Annotated in this window: 13 protein-coding genes; 2 read left to right on the top strand and 11 right to left on the bottom strand. The window is 64.1% G+C overall.

Features of this window, described 5'->3' with window-relative positions:
- Nucleotides 1–7: 7 nt before the first annotated feature.
- From AQZ49_RS18560 to AQZ49_RS18550, 3 genes are all read right to left on the bottom strand, one after another.
- A complete protein-coding gene (locus AQZ49_RS18560) occupies nucleotides 8–1,402 on the bottom strand; it encodes a DUF4139 domain-containing protein (RefSeq protein ID WP_067619335.1) in 1,395 nt (464 codons plus the stop codon).
- Nucleotides 1,403–1,510: 108 nt separating this feature from the next.
- Complete coding sequence (locus AQZ49_RS18555; protein WP_067619331.1) at nucleotides 1,511–2,965, bottom strand: hypothetical protein; 1,455 nt, start codon at nucleotides 2,963–2,965, stop codon at nucleotides 1,511–1,513.
- An 84-nt stretch (nucleotides 2,966–3,049) separates the two neighbouring features.
- Nucleotides 3,050–5,236, bottom strand: a complete 2,187-nt coding sequence (locus tag AQZ49_RS18550) for a GumC family protein (protein WP_067619327.1) — start codon at nucleotides 5,234–5,236, stop codon at nucleotides 3,050–3,052.
- 608 nt (nucleotides 5,237–5,844) lie between these two features.
- On the opposite strand from AQZ49_RS18550, the gene AQZ49_RS18545 reads away from it, so the two are divergent.
- Nucleotides 5,845–6,420, top strand: a complete 576-nt coding sequence (locus AQZ49_RS18545) for a polysaccharide biosynthesis/export family protein (protein ID WP_067619324.1) — start codon at nucleotides 5,845–5,847, stop codon at nucleotides 6,418–6,420.
- A gap of 595 nt (nucleotides 6,421–7,015) precedes the next feature.
- Nucleotides 7,016–7,162, top strand: coding sequence for a hypothetical protein (locus AQZ49_RS22650; RefSeq protein WP_197411120.1), 147 nt, complete (start codon nucleotides 7,016–7,018; stop codon nucleotides 7,160–7,162).
- A gap of 94 nt (nucleotides 7,163–7,256) precedes the next feature.
- Here the strand turns inward: AQZ49_RS22650 and AQZ49_RS18540 are convergent, their stop codons facing one another.
- The 8 genes from AQZ49_RS18540 to AQZ49_RS18505 form a co-directional block, all read right to left on the bottom strand.
- Nucleotides 7,257–8,045 carry a sugar transferase gene (locus tag AQZ49_RS18540; RefSeq protein ID WP_197411119.1) on the bottom strand — a complete coding sequence of 263 codons (789 nt, stop codon included), beginning with the start codon at nucleotides 8,043–8,045 and terminating at the stop codon, nucleotides 7,257–7,259.
- A gap of 164 nt (nucleotides 8,046–8,209) precedes the next feature.
- On the bottom strand, nucleotides 8,210–8,464 hold the full coding sequence (locus AQZ49_RS18535; RefSeq protein WP_067619318.1) for a hypothetical protein: 255 nt from the start codon (nucleotides 8,462–8,464) through the stop codon (nucleotides 8,210–8,212).
- 137 nt (nucleotides 8,465–8,601) lie between these two features.
- Complete coding sequence (locus AQZ49_RS18530) at nucleotides 8,602–9,384, bottom strand: NUDIX hydrolase (RefSeq protein WP_197411118.1); 783 nt, start codon at nucleotides 9,382–9,384, stop codon at nucleotides 8,602–8,604.
- Between the two features lie 364 nt (nucleotides 9,385–9,748).
- Nucleotides 9,749–10,084: a Grx4 family monothiol glutaredoxin gene (gene grxD / locus AQZ49_RS18525; RefSeq protein ID WP_067619312.1), complete on the bottom strand. Its 336-nt coding sequence runs from the start codon at nucleotides 10,082–10,084 to the stop codon at nucleotides 9,749–9,751.
- 38 nt (nucleotides 10,085–10,122) lie between these two features.
- Nucleotides 10,123–10,365, bottom strand: coding sequence for a BolA/IbaG family iron-sulfur metabolism protein (locus AQZ49_RS18520; RefSeq protein WP_067619309.1), 243 nt, complete (start codon nucleotides 10,363–10,365; stop codon nucleotides 10,123–10,125).
- Nucleotides 10,365–10,688, bottom strand: coding sequence for a DUF1476 domain-containing protein (locus tag AQZ49_RS18515; RefSeq protein ID WP_067619517.1), 324 nt, complete (start codon nucleotides 10,686–10,688; stop codon nucleotides 10,365–10,367). Before AQZ49_RS18515 ends, AQZ49_RS18520 begins: the two co-directional genes overlap by 1 nt.
- A gap of 90 nt (nucleotides 10,689–10,778) precedes the next feature.
- On the bottom strand, nucleotides 10,779–13,019 hold the full coding sequence (locus AQZ49_RS18510; protein ID WP_231739307.1) for a prolyl oligopeptidase family serine peptidase: 2,241 nt from the start codon (nucleotides 13,017–13,019) through the stop codon (nucleotides 10,779–10,781).
- A 55-nt stretch (nucleotides 13,020–13,074) separates the two neighbouring features.
- On the bottom strand, nucleotides 13,075–15,222 hold the full coding sequence (locus tag AQZ49_RS18505; protein ID WP_067619514.1) for a prolyl oligopeptidase family serine peptidase: 2,148 nt from the start codon (nucleotides 15,220–15,222) through the stop codon (nucleotides 13,075–13,077).
- Nucleotides 15,223–15,324 lie beyond the last annotated feature (102 nt).

Here is a 15,324-nt window from a genome sequence, read left to right as displayed (position 1 = left end):
CCGCCGATTACCAGCGCGAATCGAACGTGGCGGTTACGTCGGTCTTGCCATTGGCCGGGACCGACACCTGCCATTCCGCCGTATCGGCATCGGGCCGGGTGCTCTTCAGGCTTTCATCGATCACTTTCACATCGCCCCACAGGCCCGACTGCAACAAGCGCACGGTCACCGGTTTGGGCAGCGCGTTGGTCAGCGTATAGCGCATCGCGGTGCGCCAGTGGCCAGACCCCTCGCGGGTACGGCTTTCGAGCACCGGTTTGATCTTCACATCGAACGCATCGCCGGTGGATATCGACAGGCGTGACCCCATCGGCGTGTGCGCGATGGCATGTTCGCCGATGAACTGTGCCTGCCCTTTGGCGTCGCGCATGTAAAAGCGCACGATCCCGGCGGGCAACTGGTCGCCCAGCCCGGCCTTGCTGCCGGTCGAAAACTGATAGACCGTGGCCGCGCTGAGCGGTTGGTCGCTGGTCTGCAACCACCCCAGGCGCATTTCATACCCGTGCGTGGCAGGGGCCCCGTGCACGTCGAGAAAGCTGACCTGCTTGGTCTGCAAATTGGCGATCGTGGTGCGCTCGGCCAGTGGATAGAGATAATAGTCGCCCAGCCGCTGCCGCGTACCGCTTTCGCTGCCAGCCTCGGTCATCGTGGCATCGCCCTCGGGCGAAAACGGTGCCCTGCCCCGATCGACTTCGCCGATCAGCCGGGGGTTGCCCGCCACCAGCAGCGTTGCGGCGTTGGTGTAAGTGGTGCCCGAATTGTTGGTCAGCGTGATCCAGCCCTGCACATCGATCTGGCCTTTGGCTTCGTCAAACAGCGCGACATAGTCGGCGCGCCAGCCCAGACCCGGCGTCAGATAGCGCAAAGTCGCCGGACGCGTGCCGGGGCTGGCATCGACGGTGACCGACAGGGTCGGTTCGGCGCGCATGTTTTCAGGCACATGGTCGAAAATCACCCGCACCGGCAGACCATCGTCGCGCAACACTTCGATGCGATTGCCGATCTGCAGCACCACTCCGCCATTGGCCGCCAGGATCTTGGCCGTTTCGCGGGTTTCCGCGCCATTGGCCGGATTGGTGCGAACCAGCGTTACGGTTTCGCCGACCGCGTTTTCCATGATCTTGGCCGGGCTGAGCAAGTCATAGTCGAAGTTCTGTTCGACCACCTGGCTGTCCGTCGCGACCAGCGATGCGGTTTCCGGACGGATCTGGGCAGAAACATTGCGGAATTCGATTTTCTGTCGCCCGCCGTTGAAACTGATGCTGCGCACATCCTGCACCAGCGCCTGATTGTTGGCATAGATCGTGATCGCGATGTCGCCCTGCCCGGATGGACCATCCGCCCACGCGCATTGGGGAGCCAGCACCATCGCCAGTGCCGTCCATCCGGCCGCCTTGATCATTCCCAGCATCCTCTTTGCCGTTGCCCCTGTGGCAGATGGAGCCTTGCAGGGCCGCGCGCAACGGCAAACCGCGCTGCGCTCATGTGCCCCGGGAGCGCGGCGGTCGGATCACGGCGCGGCCATCGCCGTGACCGGCGACAAGTCGAGCGCAGGACGGCGCGCGGCGTGCGGCGATCGCCCGCGCAGGGCCAGCGCAGCCCCGCTCAACAGCGCGAAATCGCTGCCCGGATCGCAACTGGGCGCATTCACCCCGGCCACGATAATCGCCATCAGCATCGCCCAGGCACAGGCTCCGGCCACCGCCATGTCGGGATCAGACGTGGGTACATAGGTCGACCAGCGCAGCGGTTTGAACGCGATCATGAATTGCGCGACGAGTGCCAGCGCACCGATTATGCCCACGCACCCGAGCACCGCGGTAAACAGGCTGGATGACCGGAAACTGCCCGGCCCGACACCGATGCCATATGTCCCGACAAACGCCTGATACCCCTGCAAGGCCCAGAACCGCCGTTGGACCCCCGATTCTGACGACATCTTGTCGACCAGCAGATGCTGCGCAAACTGTGCCACGCGATCGACCAGTTGCGGCTGCCACAACAACAGCAGCGACCCCGCCACCACCCCGCCCAGCCCGAGCACCGCCAGCCACAGACCGCGATCGGCGGGCAAAGCGCCGGGCACGAACAGGCTGCGCACGATCAACAGGCCGAACCACGCCGCCAGCGCGACATAGGCGGTGGTCGAGGTACACGCGATCAGCGCCGCGCCCAGACACAGCGCGGCCGTGCCGGTCAGCCAGGGTTCGACCCGGCGCAACCAGCATTCGGCCAGGAACACGAACCAGATCGCACCGAACCCGGCATAGACCGACGGTTCGGTATCAATGCCCGACATGCGCGAGATGCCATCGACGTCCTGGGTCAACTGGGCATAGCTGCCATTGCGGAAAAACCCGAGCACGTCGTCGATCGCCGTGCCGCGACCGGCCACCGAGGCAAACCCCAGCAGGCAATGGATCATCCCCACCGCGGCCATCGTGCGCACCAGCGTGCGGCGCCCGCCCGGCGCCTTGCACGCAACATGGGCAACCGTCGCGGTGACCAGCGTGCCCACCAGATAGACCGACGATGTCAGGTTCTGCGGAGTGGGGCCAAACGGCCGCGTTGCCAGCAGAAAACTGAGGTGGCTGGTATATTTGCTGCCGGATTCGGCACGCAGCGGCGCAAACGCGAATTGCCCGGCAAACAGGCGGGGCCCGGCAAATGCCATGATCAGGCCATAGGCGACAAACACCAGCAGCCAGGCATTGGCCTCTATCGCGCGACCGGTTGCGCGCAACTGACCCGACCCCGGCACCAGCAGCCGCATGACCATGAACAACAGCGCGAAATGCAGCGGCGGGATCGACGACCCCGACCCCAATGATCCGAGCACGATCGCCGCCGAGCCCGAAAACAGCGTGGTGACCAGCAGAAAGGCGAACATCGCCTCGACACTGCCGGCCATGAACAGCGCCAGCCCCAGCAGAACCTGGATTGCGCCGATGATCGTCAATTGCATGATGCGAAATCCCGTCGATATCGTGCGGCCATGCCGTGTGGCGGCCCGACCCGGGGGGAGCCGGGCCGCCAACCCCTGCAACCTTCAAACGTAATAACGGCGATAACTGTGGTAGAACGCATCCTCGCCATAGCCGAAGCGGGCCTGGCGCTTCATGTCCACGCGGGTCAGCGCCACGCCTGCCAGTTGCACCCGGTTACCGGGCAACAGCCGCAGCGCAGCGCGCAAGGCACTGTCGGGGGTCTTGCGCCAGCGCACCACGAACACCGAGGCATCGGCCTTGCCCAGCACCAACCGAGCATCGGCAATCGGCAGAACCGGCGCGGTATCGATGATCACCGCGTGGAATTGCGCGCGCGCCGCATCCAGCAGACGATCCATCTCGTCCCCGGTCAGCAATTCGTGGGCATGGGCCGAATGGGTGGAAACCGGCAGGATCGACAGCCCGCTGGCAGGTTCGATGACCACCGCATCGGCCAGTGTCACTTCGCCGCGCAACACTTCGATCAGGCCGGGGCGTCCTTCACGATCGGGCACGAACTGGCTGACCCCCTGGCGACGGATGTCGCAATCGATCAGCAGCACTTTGTCCCCCGAGGCCGCCATCGACCGGGCAAGGCAGATCGATGTGGTGGTCTTGCCTTCATCGGGCAGCGACGACGTGATCGCGATCACTTTGGCCTTGGTCGTGTTCATCGCGATCGAGGCGCGCAGCGAGCGAAAGCTTTCGGCAAAGGCCGAGCGCGGATTTTCCGCCAGCGCGTCGGTCGGGCTGCGCTTGTTGCCGCGCGCCATCACCGATCCGAGCGAAGGGATCGTGCCGAGATAGCGCACCCCCAGCCGTTGCTCGATATCATCGCCGGTGGTGATGCCGCTGTAGTTCAGCTCGGCCAGAAAGGCCGCCGCGATCCCCAGCCCCAGCCCGGCCGCCAGCGACAGGATCAGGTTGACCACGACATGCGGGCTGTCAGGCACCAGCGGCGGACTGGCGGGGTGCAGCATGTCGGCATCGGCCTGTTCGGTGCCTTCACGCGCCGTCAGTTCCTTGTACCGGTTGAGATAGCTTTCATACAGCGCGTTCGAGGTTTCGGATTTCTTTTCAAGATCCTGCAACCCGGTCTTGGCTGAGTTGCTGAGCGCCAGGGCACCACGCGACACGCTGAGCGAACCCGACAGCGAGGCCAGCCGCTGTTGCGAGGCATGGGCCTTGGCTTCCAGCCCGGCGATCACCCGGCGGGTTTCACCAGCGACTTGTTCATCGATCGCGCGCAAGCTTGCGCGCGCCTTGATCACATCGGGATGGAGCGGACCATAGCGCGCCTCAAGGCTGGCCAGTTCGCCCGCCGCCGTCGCCTGTTGTGCGCGCAAGGCGGCGATCGCGGGCGAGGCGACGGTTTCCCCGACATTGCCGCCATAGGCGCCGCCCGCCAGTTGCTGCCGCGCCGCTTCCAGCCGCGCGGCATCTTCGGCCGATTCGGCGCGCGCCTGAGCCAGGCCCTGGTTGTAGGACGAGATTTCCTGTTCGGTCAGAGTGCCCTGGTTGGTGCTGAGCAGGTTGTGCGCGATGCGATAGGTCTGTTCCGCCGCGCTGTCGGCCAGCGCCTGGTTGCGCAACTGGTCAAGCCGCGCCGCGATCAACGCGGTGGTCGCGCGCGCCTCTTCGCGCTTGGCATCGAGCGCGCCTTTGGTGAACTGTTCGGCAAAGGCATTGGCAATCCGCGCCGCGGCGGCGGCGTTGGCGCTTTCGTAAGTGATGCCGATATCGTAGGTCGAGCCAATCCGTTGGACATTGAGATGTTTGCGCAGCGTATCGATGGCGGTGTTGCGCGCCGCACCTGGTGCGGCGCCCGCAATCATCGACGGGTCGTGATCGAGCCTCAGCCGGTCGATCACCGCATTCATGTTTTCGCTCGACATGACTTGTGCGACCTGGGTGTCGACAAAGGCGTCATTGGGCGCCTGCTGGTCGACAGTCCGGTCGTTGGTGCTGGTCGGTGCAATTGCCACCGTCTTGCTGTTCAGCGTGACATCGGCATGCGCGACATAGATGCGCGGCTGGATCGCGGTGATCACCGCGCCGAGCGCAAGCGATCCCCCCAACACCGAGACGAACAGGCCCGATCGGCGGCGAAAGATGCCGATCAGAAATTTCAGGTCGATGCGATCGTTGCTGGCGGCGGGCGCGACTTGCGGCTCCCCCGGCAGGGCGGGAATCAGGCCACGAAACGCGCCGACGGCGTTCTGTTCGAGAGTGTTGACAGCCGTGCTCACGCTTGTGCTCCTTCGCTGACGGTTCGTCGGGGTGTGCGCCACGGATCGCCGCGCGCCCCCCACAAGAACCGGACGAATCGATCAATCCGCCGCGGTTCGTGCCCCCAGACAAAATGTCCGCAGGCCATGACCGGCAGACTAGGCGACACGGCCTGTCGCGAAAGGCGAAGCATATCCGCAGCGGAGGGAAAAACGCGAAGCCATGGCGACCCGTCGCCCGATTTGCGATGGATTTGGGCCATGCCGCCGAAACGGTCGATGACCGGGGCAACCGCAGCCGCGCGCGCTGCCCGACGCGGATCGATACGCCCGTTACGCGCGCGCGCAACTCGGGAAAAGCGCTAAGGAAACCGCCCATGGGGCCGGTTTCATGCGCTCCGGCCCGGGCCATGAAGAACGCCGATTGCCGCCCAGGCAACGGCGCCTGGAACGACGCGGTTATGGCGGGAATGCCTCCAAGTCGGACTTTTCGTTACGGCGCGCACAATTGAGCTTTTCCCCGACAGGCATAGAAACAGCCGACATCGGCCACGCGCGAGGATCAATGCCATGAGCTCCGCTTCTTCGCCGCAATTTCTTGGACATTTCGCGAAATCATGGGGAATCAAATGGGCAAGCTTACAAATACGGTTGCAGCGGCAGCCCTGATCCTTCCGTTTCTGTCCGGTTGTACGGCGGACAGAGTCGCTCCGCTGGCCTCCACAGGTGCTGTGGCGGATCTGTCGGGGTATCATCTGGGGGCCGGCGACAAGCTGCGTATCACGGTCTACAACGAGCCCGCCTTGACCGGAGAGTACAATGTGACACCGGCCGGTGCAGTCGCCTTCCCGCTGATCGGCGCGGTCGATGTCGCCAATCACACGATCGAACAGGTGACCACCGATATCGCCCGGCGGCTCGACGCCGGCTATGTGCAGGATTCACGAGTCAGTATCGAAGTGCTGAATTTCCGCCCGTTCTATATCCTGGGCGAAGTCAACAAACCGGGCGAATACCCCTATTCGTCTGGACTCACCGTCGAAAAGGCTGTCGCGCTGGCGGGCGGTTTTACCTATCGCGCCAACAGTCGGGTGGTGTTTGTCCGGCGCAACAACGGCCCCGACGAGGGCAGTGTTTCGCTGCGCGGTGCACCAATCGGTGTGCAACCGGGCGACACGATCCGCATTGGTGAGCGCTATTTCTGAGCGATGACCGCCACTTGCCGCCAGCCTGCCCGCGCGGACAAAGCGCCATTGACGCAGCGATTCGCGCGACGATGGCGCATCCCGGCATTTGCCCTTGAGCGCAACGTAACTTTAGCCCTGTGGATAATGCATCCAATTTGACGCGATAATAAAACCAGTTCGGTTCTTGACGGCAGGCGACCCACTTGTCTTCACCGATATTCACGCCTTGACAGAGCTCACCATGTCGCAGTGCACACGCTGCTGCGATCGCAGCAATGCACCATTTTTGGAGATCCGCTGCCCTCGCACAAAGCAGATGCACAACACATCCATTGCGATATTCGGTTAACCAAACTGCACTCGCCGCATAGTCAATATTCTGATCTGCCACGGGATTGCCAAACAATTAAAGCGCGATTAACTGGTCGTTGAGATTTTTTCCTTAACTGGGGAATTGACCGTAAATAGATCCGTTAAGCATATCGGCATCCCCGGAGGCATAGCGGATGGAAGACGGCAGCGGATGCGGACATTTGTCCGTTATCCGCAAGGATGCCGCATCTGTCGCCAATAATGCGCGCCCAAAGGACGTGTTTCAATGCGGGGAAGCAGGATGGAAAAGGTAATTTGGAGCGACAATTCGCCTGATCAAGGGCACGCGATGGTCGAAGCCGGCGGGCTTGAGGCGGCGCGTGGGCTGTTGATCGGGTTGGCCATCAGCCAGGTGTTCTGGCTGGCACTTGCCTATTTTCTGATCTGACCTTCCTGCCCCATCCGAACCATCGGATTTGGAATTGACCAGCGCTACGACAGCCTTTGCGAAGGCTGGCCCGGGCCGTTGATCTGTGGTGCGCCTACCAGGCGCCGCGTCCCGTCAGCACAGCCGGCACTGTGCGTGCCAAAATTACCAGATAGAGTCGCAGCGATCTCGCGCGCGCAAATGACACATCGAACGCCACGCGCCGCCGATAGGATGTGTCGGCATGACGCTGCACTTGCCACAATCCGGTAACGCCCGGCCTTACCCGGCAATAGATCGCAAAATGGCGACCATAACGCGGAATTTCGGATTCCACGATCGGACGCGGGCCGACCAGGCTCATGTCGCCAATCAGCACGTTGAACACTTGCGGCAATTCATCGAGACTGCTGCGCCGCAGAAAGCGGCCAATCGAAGTCACACGCGGATCGCGACGCAGTTTCTGACTGCTTTGCCATTCGGCGCACGCCGCCGGGTCACGGTCGAGCAGGGCCTTGAGCTGGGCATCGGCGTCGACCGCCATCGTCCGGAATTTCAGGCAGGCGAACCGCCTGCCATGGCGCCCGACACGCCGATGCGCAAACAGCACCGGCCCTGGGCTGGTCAGTTTGACCGCCAGCGCCACCAGCACCATGACCGGAAAGGCCAGCGCCAGCGCCAGCAGCGCACCAAGAATATCGAGCACGCGAATCAGGCCGTCGTCGGCAATCCGTCCCAACACGGTCTCGTCGGCGCGATAGCGCCGAGGCGAAGCAGCCGGTGCGATCGTCGGACCGCGCACGGGGGCCAGACGCGACGGAACGGACACCGCACCGGGCACAGTGCCCGACGCATCGGGCGCTTCGTCAAAGGCCGGCTGGGCGGCGACGGCCGGGACGGGCATTCGGGTGTGCAACGATATTCTCCCTCATGGACGTCCGGCCCGCAATGGTGCGCCCAGACATGAGAGAGGATGCAGGCCTGCGTGCTGCCGGTCAGGCGGGGAAACACCCGGGACGGTTCGATTGGCCAGCCGTTACGTGCCGGGCTGCGCTCGCAAGCGCACAATCAGTGAAAATAGCCGAGCGCCCAGAATATGATCACCCACAATCCGCCCGAGGCGACGAGCGGAAAGGCCAGCCTGAACCACCCCGGATAGAGCGGCGCGGCGGCCAAGGGCTGATCTTCGGCAAAAACCCATAGATTCTCGTGCATCGCGTGCACTGGCGACACCACAAAGCCGTCGTGTTCAACGGCCAGGCGCGGCACTGCGCGCGGGTCATCGGGGCTTTCGGGCAGATAGCGGTATTTGCGCAATGGCATGGCGTCACCTCGGCATGCCCGGTGATACCGCGATACAGCCTAACGCCCGGCCCGCACGGCCTACGCAGAATTACGCGCGGCAGCCCCGGTCGCCGGCTTCAGTGCGGCAACCGGGGATCGCTTCATTATCGATCAGTCTATCCGCGCATCGCATTGCCGAGCGGTTCGCCGTCGACGGGGTAGCCCGCGTCGGCGGGGATCACCAGCCAGGGCACGCCTTCGCGCATTTCCTGCCAGGGCGAAATGATCCGGATCTCGGTGGCCAGCGCATGCGTGCGCGCACTCGCGAAATCGGGCCACAGTGCCAGCCGTTCGAGATTGCGGCGGGTGGGAAAGATCACCTTGATGCGTCCCGCATCGGCAAGCCGCAGCGCCTCTTGCGCGCTGGCCCAGAACAAATGCCGGTTTTCGGTGGCATCGACCACCAGGTCGAGCGCGCCGGTGCCGACATCGGCCAGATAGAACCGCGTATCGAACACGCGGATTTCGCGGTGGCGTGGCCACCAGCGGGCAAACGGCACCAGACTGTCGAAATCGATCGCCCAGCCTTCGTCGGCCAGAATGGTGCCGAGCCCTTCACCGGCCAGCAGTCGCTGCCGCGCCGCGATGGCGCGCGGGGCAGTGACGGCTCCCTTTACACCCACCACCAGACCGCTTTCTTCCAGCGCCTCGCGCACGGCGGCCACGCGCGCCGCCGCATCATCGGGATCGAGCAATTCCGCACCCGGGGTCGTGGCGGCCAGCACGCGATCGGCGGCATCGACCGCACCACCGGGAAACACCGTCGCACCGCCGGCAAAAGCCATCGCGCCCGATCGTTCGAGCAGCAGGATTTCGGGCGGGCCGCCATCCATGCTGCGCCTGAACACCACCACGGTTGCCGCAGGGCGCGCGGCGGGTACATCCTCTGCCATATCCATTGTGCTGTTCCGTTATCGTTCCTGGCCGCACCACGATGAAGCCTGTTCATGCGCTTGCCAAGGGGCTGTGCACGCGTACGACTGTCGGCAGGCTTTACACAAAAGCGATGCGCACCAGTCGCCACCCCGCCAAATCATCCGAAATTCCGCCAATCCGACAAATTGGCACGGATCATGCTATGTTATATTTGTCCCTAGATGCCCCAATGTGTCGAGGCGGAGCCAGTCCCCAATTCCCCGGCTCCGCCTCTCACCCCCAGGTTTCCGCCGGTGTCCCCCCGGCAGCTTCATGGCCCCAAACGCAAAACGCGGCCCCTGCACGATGCAGGGGCCGCGTTTTTCTTGGTCGGTGTGCCGATCGGGGTCAGGCGCGCGCGACGCCCGCCTCGGTCACCAGGGTTTCCAGTTCGCCGGCTTCATACATTTCCATCATGATGTCCGAGCCGCCGACAAATTCGCCTTTTACATAGAGCTGGGGGATCGTCGGCCATTCGGAATAGGCCTTGATACCCTGGCGGATTTCCATGTCCTGCAACACGTCGACACTGGCATATTCGACGCCCAGCCGTTCGAGAATGGCCACTGCCTTGCTGGAAAATCCGCATTGCGGAAACAGCGGCGTGCCTTTCATGAACAGGACAACATCGTTGCCATGGACGATCTCGGCAATGCGGGGGGTCGGGCTGCTGGTCTGGGACATGGTGGTGCTCGGTCCTTGCGCGAAAGGGGAAATCGGTATCAGGTGCCCGAGGTGGGCACGGCAGTGGTCAATTGCAAGGCATGGAGCACACCGCCCATGCGGCCATCAAGCGCGGCATAGACCGCCTTGTGCTGGGCCACCCGGCTCAGCCCGCGAAACGCCTCTGACACGACATGCGCGGCATAGTGATCGCCATCGCCAGCCAGATCGGTGATCGACACGTCGGCATCGGGCAAGGCGGCGCAGATCATCGCCGCGATCTCGTCGGCAGCCATCGCCATCAGAAATTGCCCAGCAACTGGCGCCGCGCCTCGATCGACTTGGCTTCGAGTGCCTTGCGGATTTCCGCCTCGGTCACTTCGATCCCGGCCATCAGCAGATCGCCCAGCACCTTGCGGATCACGTCTTCGTCGCCGGCTTCCTCGAATTCGGCCTGGACCACGCCGCGCGCATAGGATTCGGTTTCTGCCGCATCGAGCTCCATGCGTTCCGCCGCCCATTGGCCCAGCAGCTTGTTGCGCCGTGCCTGAATGCGGAACAGCACATCCGCATCGTGCGCAAACTTGGCTTCTTCGGCGCTTTCACGATCTTCGAACGAGGTCATCGCGGCGGTTCCTTGTGATACATCGTGCATTTGCGATAGTCAGAGCGCAGCAATGTCGCAAGCGCCGATGCGCATCGGACATTCGTCGTATCAGGGCGACGGCGCGGGTAATCCGGTCCAGGCCGCCAGAAATGCCAGCACGTCGGCCCCGCTGGCAATCGCCTTGTCGAGCGGTTTTCCCGTGCCGTGCCCGGCATCGCTCTCGACGCGCAGCAGGTGCGGCCGGTCGCCGATCTGCGCCGCCTGCAAGGCCGCCACATATTTGAAGCTGTGCGCGGGCACCACGCGATCGTCGGTGTCGGCGGTGGTGACCAGGATCGCCGGATAGCGTTCGCCATCGCGGATATTGTGATAGGGCGAATAGGCGCGCAGCGTGTGCCAGTCTGCCGCCCGCGCCGGATCGCCGTAATCGTCGATCCACGATCGCCCCTGGGTAAACCGGTCGAACCGCAGCATGTCCATCACCCCGACATCGGGATTGGCGGCAACAAACAGATCGGGCCGCTGGTTGATCACCGCGGCGACCATCATCCCGCCGTTCGATCCGCCTTGCGCGGCCAGGCTGCCGCTGCGGGCAATGCCCGATTTGATCAGGTAATCCCCCGCCGCGATAAAATCGTCAAAGCTGTTCTGTTTGTGCCCAGCCCGGCCCGCCTGATACCATGCCGGGCCCAGTTCGCCACCGCCGCGCACCGCCGCCACCGCGAACACCCCGCCCGCCTCCAGCCAGGCCATGCGCCATGGCGAATAACCGGGGTTGAGCGCGATATCGAACCCGCCATACCCGTACAGCAGCGTCGGCGCAGACATGCCCGATGCGGCCAGCGTGCGCTTGCGCACCACGGTCAGCGGCACCATCGTGCCGTCGCGCGACGGATATTGCCGGTTTTCGATGACATAGTCGGCCGGATTGAACGGCACGGCCGGCCGCGCAAAGGGCGCCACCGTGCCCCTGCGCATATCCATGCGATAGATCGCCGGGGGCTGGTTATAGCTGGAATACTGGTAGAACGTTTCGAAATCGCCGGGGCGGCCGTCGAACCCGCTGGCCGCGCCATTCGCCGAAATGGTGATTGCGCGCGCCGGTCGCCCGTTCAGATCGGTGACCACCGCCAGCCGCTGCCCTGCGTCGAGATAGGACAGGATCAGCCGGTCGCCGACGATCCGTCCGGCTTCGAGCAATCCGCGCCCGCCGCTGACCACCACATGCGCGCCGGGCCGCGCGCCAAAGTCGATCCGCACCAGACGATAGTTGGGCGCGCCATCATTGGTGATGAACCACAGGCGATCGCCTTCGCCATCGACCAGTTTCCAGTCATGCGTCGGTTGGTCGACCAGCGGCAGCACCGCCCAGGTGCCACTGCGGCGAACCGCGGCCAGATCGATCAGATGGATCGCACGCAGCGGTGCCGTGCTCGGCTCGGTGGTGATCACCGCCCAGCGCCCATCGGATGTCACTTGCGCCTTGTGCCCCCAATCGGGGTGATCGGGCGTGGCATAGACCAGCACATCGGCGTCCTGCCCGGTGCCGATCCGATGATACCAAATGGCCTTGTCGTGCAAGGGCGCACGATAGGCATCGTCACCACGCGGCGCGGGATAGCGCGAATAGAGAAAACCCTGATCGCCGACCCAGCCGATCAGCGTGTCGTTGGCCCATTCCAGCCGATCAGTCAGCCGCGCCCCGGAGGCGGCATCGATTACCCGGATCGTGCGCCAGTCGCTGCCTTCACGTTGTTCGCCCACGGCCAGATACCGGCCGCTGTGCGAGGGCACCCAGGCATCGAGCGCATAGGCATCGCCCGCGCCCCGGTTGGGATCGACCAGCACGCGATCGGGCGCATCGAGCCCATCGCGGACATAGAGCACCGACTGGTTCAGCAACCCGCTGTTGCGCAGGAAGAAATAGCGGTGTCCGGCCTTTTTTGGCAGCGAATAGCGTTCGTAATCATAAAGTTCGCGCAAACTTTGGGCAAACCGGTCATGCCCCGGCAGCGCTGCCAGATAGGTCCGCGCCATCGCATTTTCCTGCCCCACCCAGTCGGCCACGGCATGATCGGTGCGGATATCGGCCTCCAGCCAGCGCCACGGATCGGCCACCACTTCGCCGAACACGTGGTCGCTCACGCTGTCGCGCCGCGCCATGGGATAGTGCACCAGGGTCGGCAGCGTGGTCTGGGTGGTCGGGGCAGGCGCACGCGGCGCGGCGATCTCGGCCGCATCGATGCCCACCGCGTCGGTTTTTGCCGACACCGGCGCCGCCCATGCGGCAAAGCCCATCGCGATGCCCGGCAACGCGCGCCTCAGTCTGATCCTGTCCCACTGCATCATCTTTATTCTGCGGTGATTTAGCACAGACCAGGGCCGACGCGCAAATCGCGGGCGTTCACGCGCGGGGGATCAATCCGCTCCAGTGCGCCAGAAACGCCTGCACATCGGCGGCTTCGGCAATCACTTTGTCGATTGGCTTGCCACTGCCATGGCCCGCGCGGGTTTCGATGCGGATCAGGTGCGGTTTGGGGCCGATCGCGGTATTTTGCAGCGCGGCGGCATATTTGAAGCTGTGTCCCGGCACCACGCGATCGTCGGTATCGGCAGTGGTGACCACAATCGCCGGGTAGACCGCCCCGGCATGGACATTGTGATAGGGCGAATAGGCACGCAGCACGTGCCAGTCGGCCTCCTTTTCGGGATAGCCATAGTCATCGACCCAATAGCGCCCGGCGGTGAAGCGATCGAACCGCAGCATGTCCATCACCCCCACCCCGGCATTGGCAGCCGCAAACAAGTCGGGCCGCTGGTTGACCACCGCGCCAACCAGCAGGCCGCCGTTCGAATGGCCCTGGATCGACAAGCCGCCGGCGGGACACATGCCGTTGGCAATCAGCCATTCCCCCGCCGCAATGCAATCGTCGAACACATTCTGTTTGTGCGCGCGCCGCCCGGCATCGTGCCAGGCATCGCCATATTCGCCGCCCCCGCGCAGATTGGCCACCGCATAGGCCCCGCCGCTTTCAAGCCAGGCCATCGTTGTCGGCGAAAACCACGGCGACAGAGCAATGTTGAACCCGCCATAGCCATAGAGCAGCGTCGGCACCGGGCCATGCACATCGGCATGACGCACCACGAACATCGGCACCCGCGTGCCGTCGCGCGAGGGGTAGAACACTTGTGTCACGCGATAATCGTCGGGCCGGAACGTCAGTTTTGGCGCGCGCCAGACCGTGCGGGTTCCGTTGCCCGGATCGAACCGCAAGACGGTGTCGGGCGTGGTGAAGCTGGCAAACGACAGATAGCCATGGGTGTCGTCGGGCCGCCCGCTCACACGGCCCACCGCGCCAAGGCCGGGCAGCGCCAGTTCCCCCGCGGCCACCCCATCGAGCGCGGCCAACCGCACCAGCGAATGGGCATCGTGCAGATAGCCAAGCACCAGTCGGTGCCCGACAATCGCCGCCCATTGTAACGTATCGTCGTGTTCGGGCACCACCGTGGTGAAACGCGGCGGCGCCTCGCCATGGCGTGCCAGATCGACCCGCACGATCTTGCGCCGGGGTGCCTGCGCGCCCGACAGGAACCACAGGCTGTCCCCGACCGCGTCGAGGAAAGTCCATTCTGCGGTCATCTCGGCAATCAGCGGCCGCACCGCACCGATCTGTCCGCCCTCGATCGGCGCAATCGACACGGTGTTGACCGGATCGGTGCCATCGCTCGACGCAATCACCAGCCAGCGGCCATCGCTGCTGACAGTGGCAACATGGCCGCGCTTGGGCAGATCGGGTGTGGCGTGGATCGGCACGTCATCGCTTTGCGACGTACCCAGCCGATGCAACCACACCGTCTGGTTGTAATTGAGTGCCTGGAATGCCGCATCTTTGCCGGGTTCGGCAAACCGCGAATAGACCAGCGCGCTATCGCCCACCCACGCCAGGCCGGAAAATTTCACCCATTTGAGCCGGTCGGGCAGCACCGCGCCATCGGCCACGCGGACCACTTGCACCGTGCGCCAGTCTGATCCGCCGTCCTGCACCGAATAGGCCATCAAGCTGCCATCGTCGGACGGTTGCCAGTCATCGAGCGCGGTTGCGCCATCGCCTGCCCAAGTGTTGGGATCGAGCAGCACGCGCCCCTTGGCGCCAGCGGGCGCCTCGCCATCGGTCACCAGCAATTGCGACTGGTTCATCAGCCCGGCGTTCCAGCGGTGGAACACGTGGGCCCCGCGCGCCACCGGCAGGCCAAAGCGTTCATAATCGATCAGCCGCTTCATGCGCGCCTCGAACGCCGGGCGCTCGGGTAAAGCACCCAGATAGGTCTCGGCAAAACGACTCTGTGCGCCAACCCATTGGCCCACTTTGTCATCATGGCGCACGTCGGCCTCCAGCCAGCGCCAGGGATCGGACACGGTCTGGCCGAACACATGCTCTTCGAGCGGAACTTGCGGGGAAGCGGGATATGGCGGCAAAGGCGGAAAGGCGGCAGGGTCAGTCACGGTCAATCCTGTCTCGGCGCGAAGCGGGCTACCCTGTGCCAGTGCCATCACGGTCATGGCAAGGCCACCCCGGCATAGATCCCTGCGCTGCATCATCCCGCTCTCCCACCAATGCTTCCGGTGCTGTTTTAAAAGCGAACGGGCCCTGCG

The organism is Novosphingobium sp. FSW06-99, assembly GCF_001519065.1.
Taxonomy (GTDB): domain Bacteria; phylum Pseudomonadota; class Alphaproteobacteria; order Sphingomonadales; family Sphingomonadaceae; genus Novosphingobium.
Note: the sequence above shows the minus strand (reverse complement) of the source record. Positions and strands in the feature narration are given on the sequence as shown.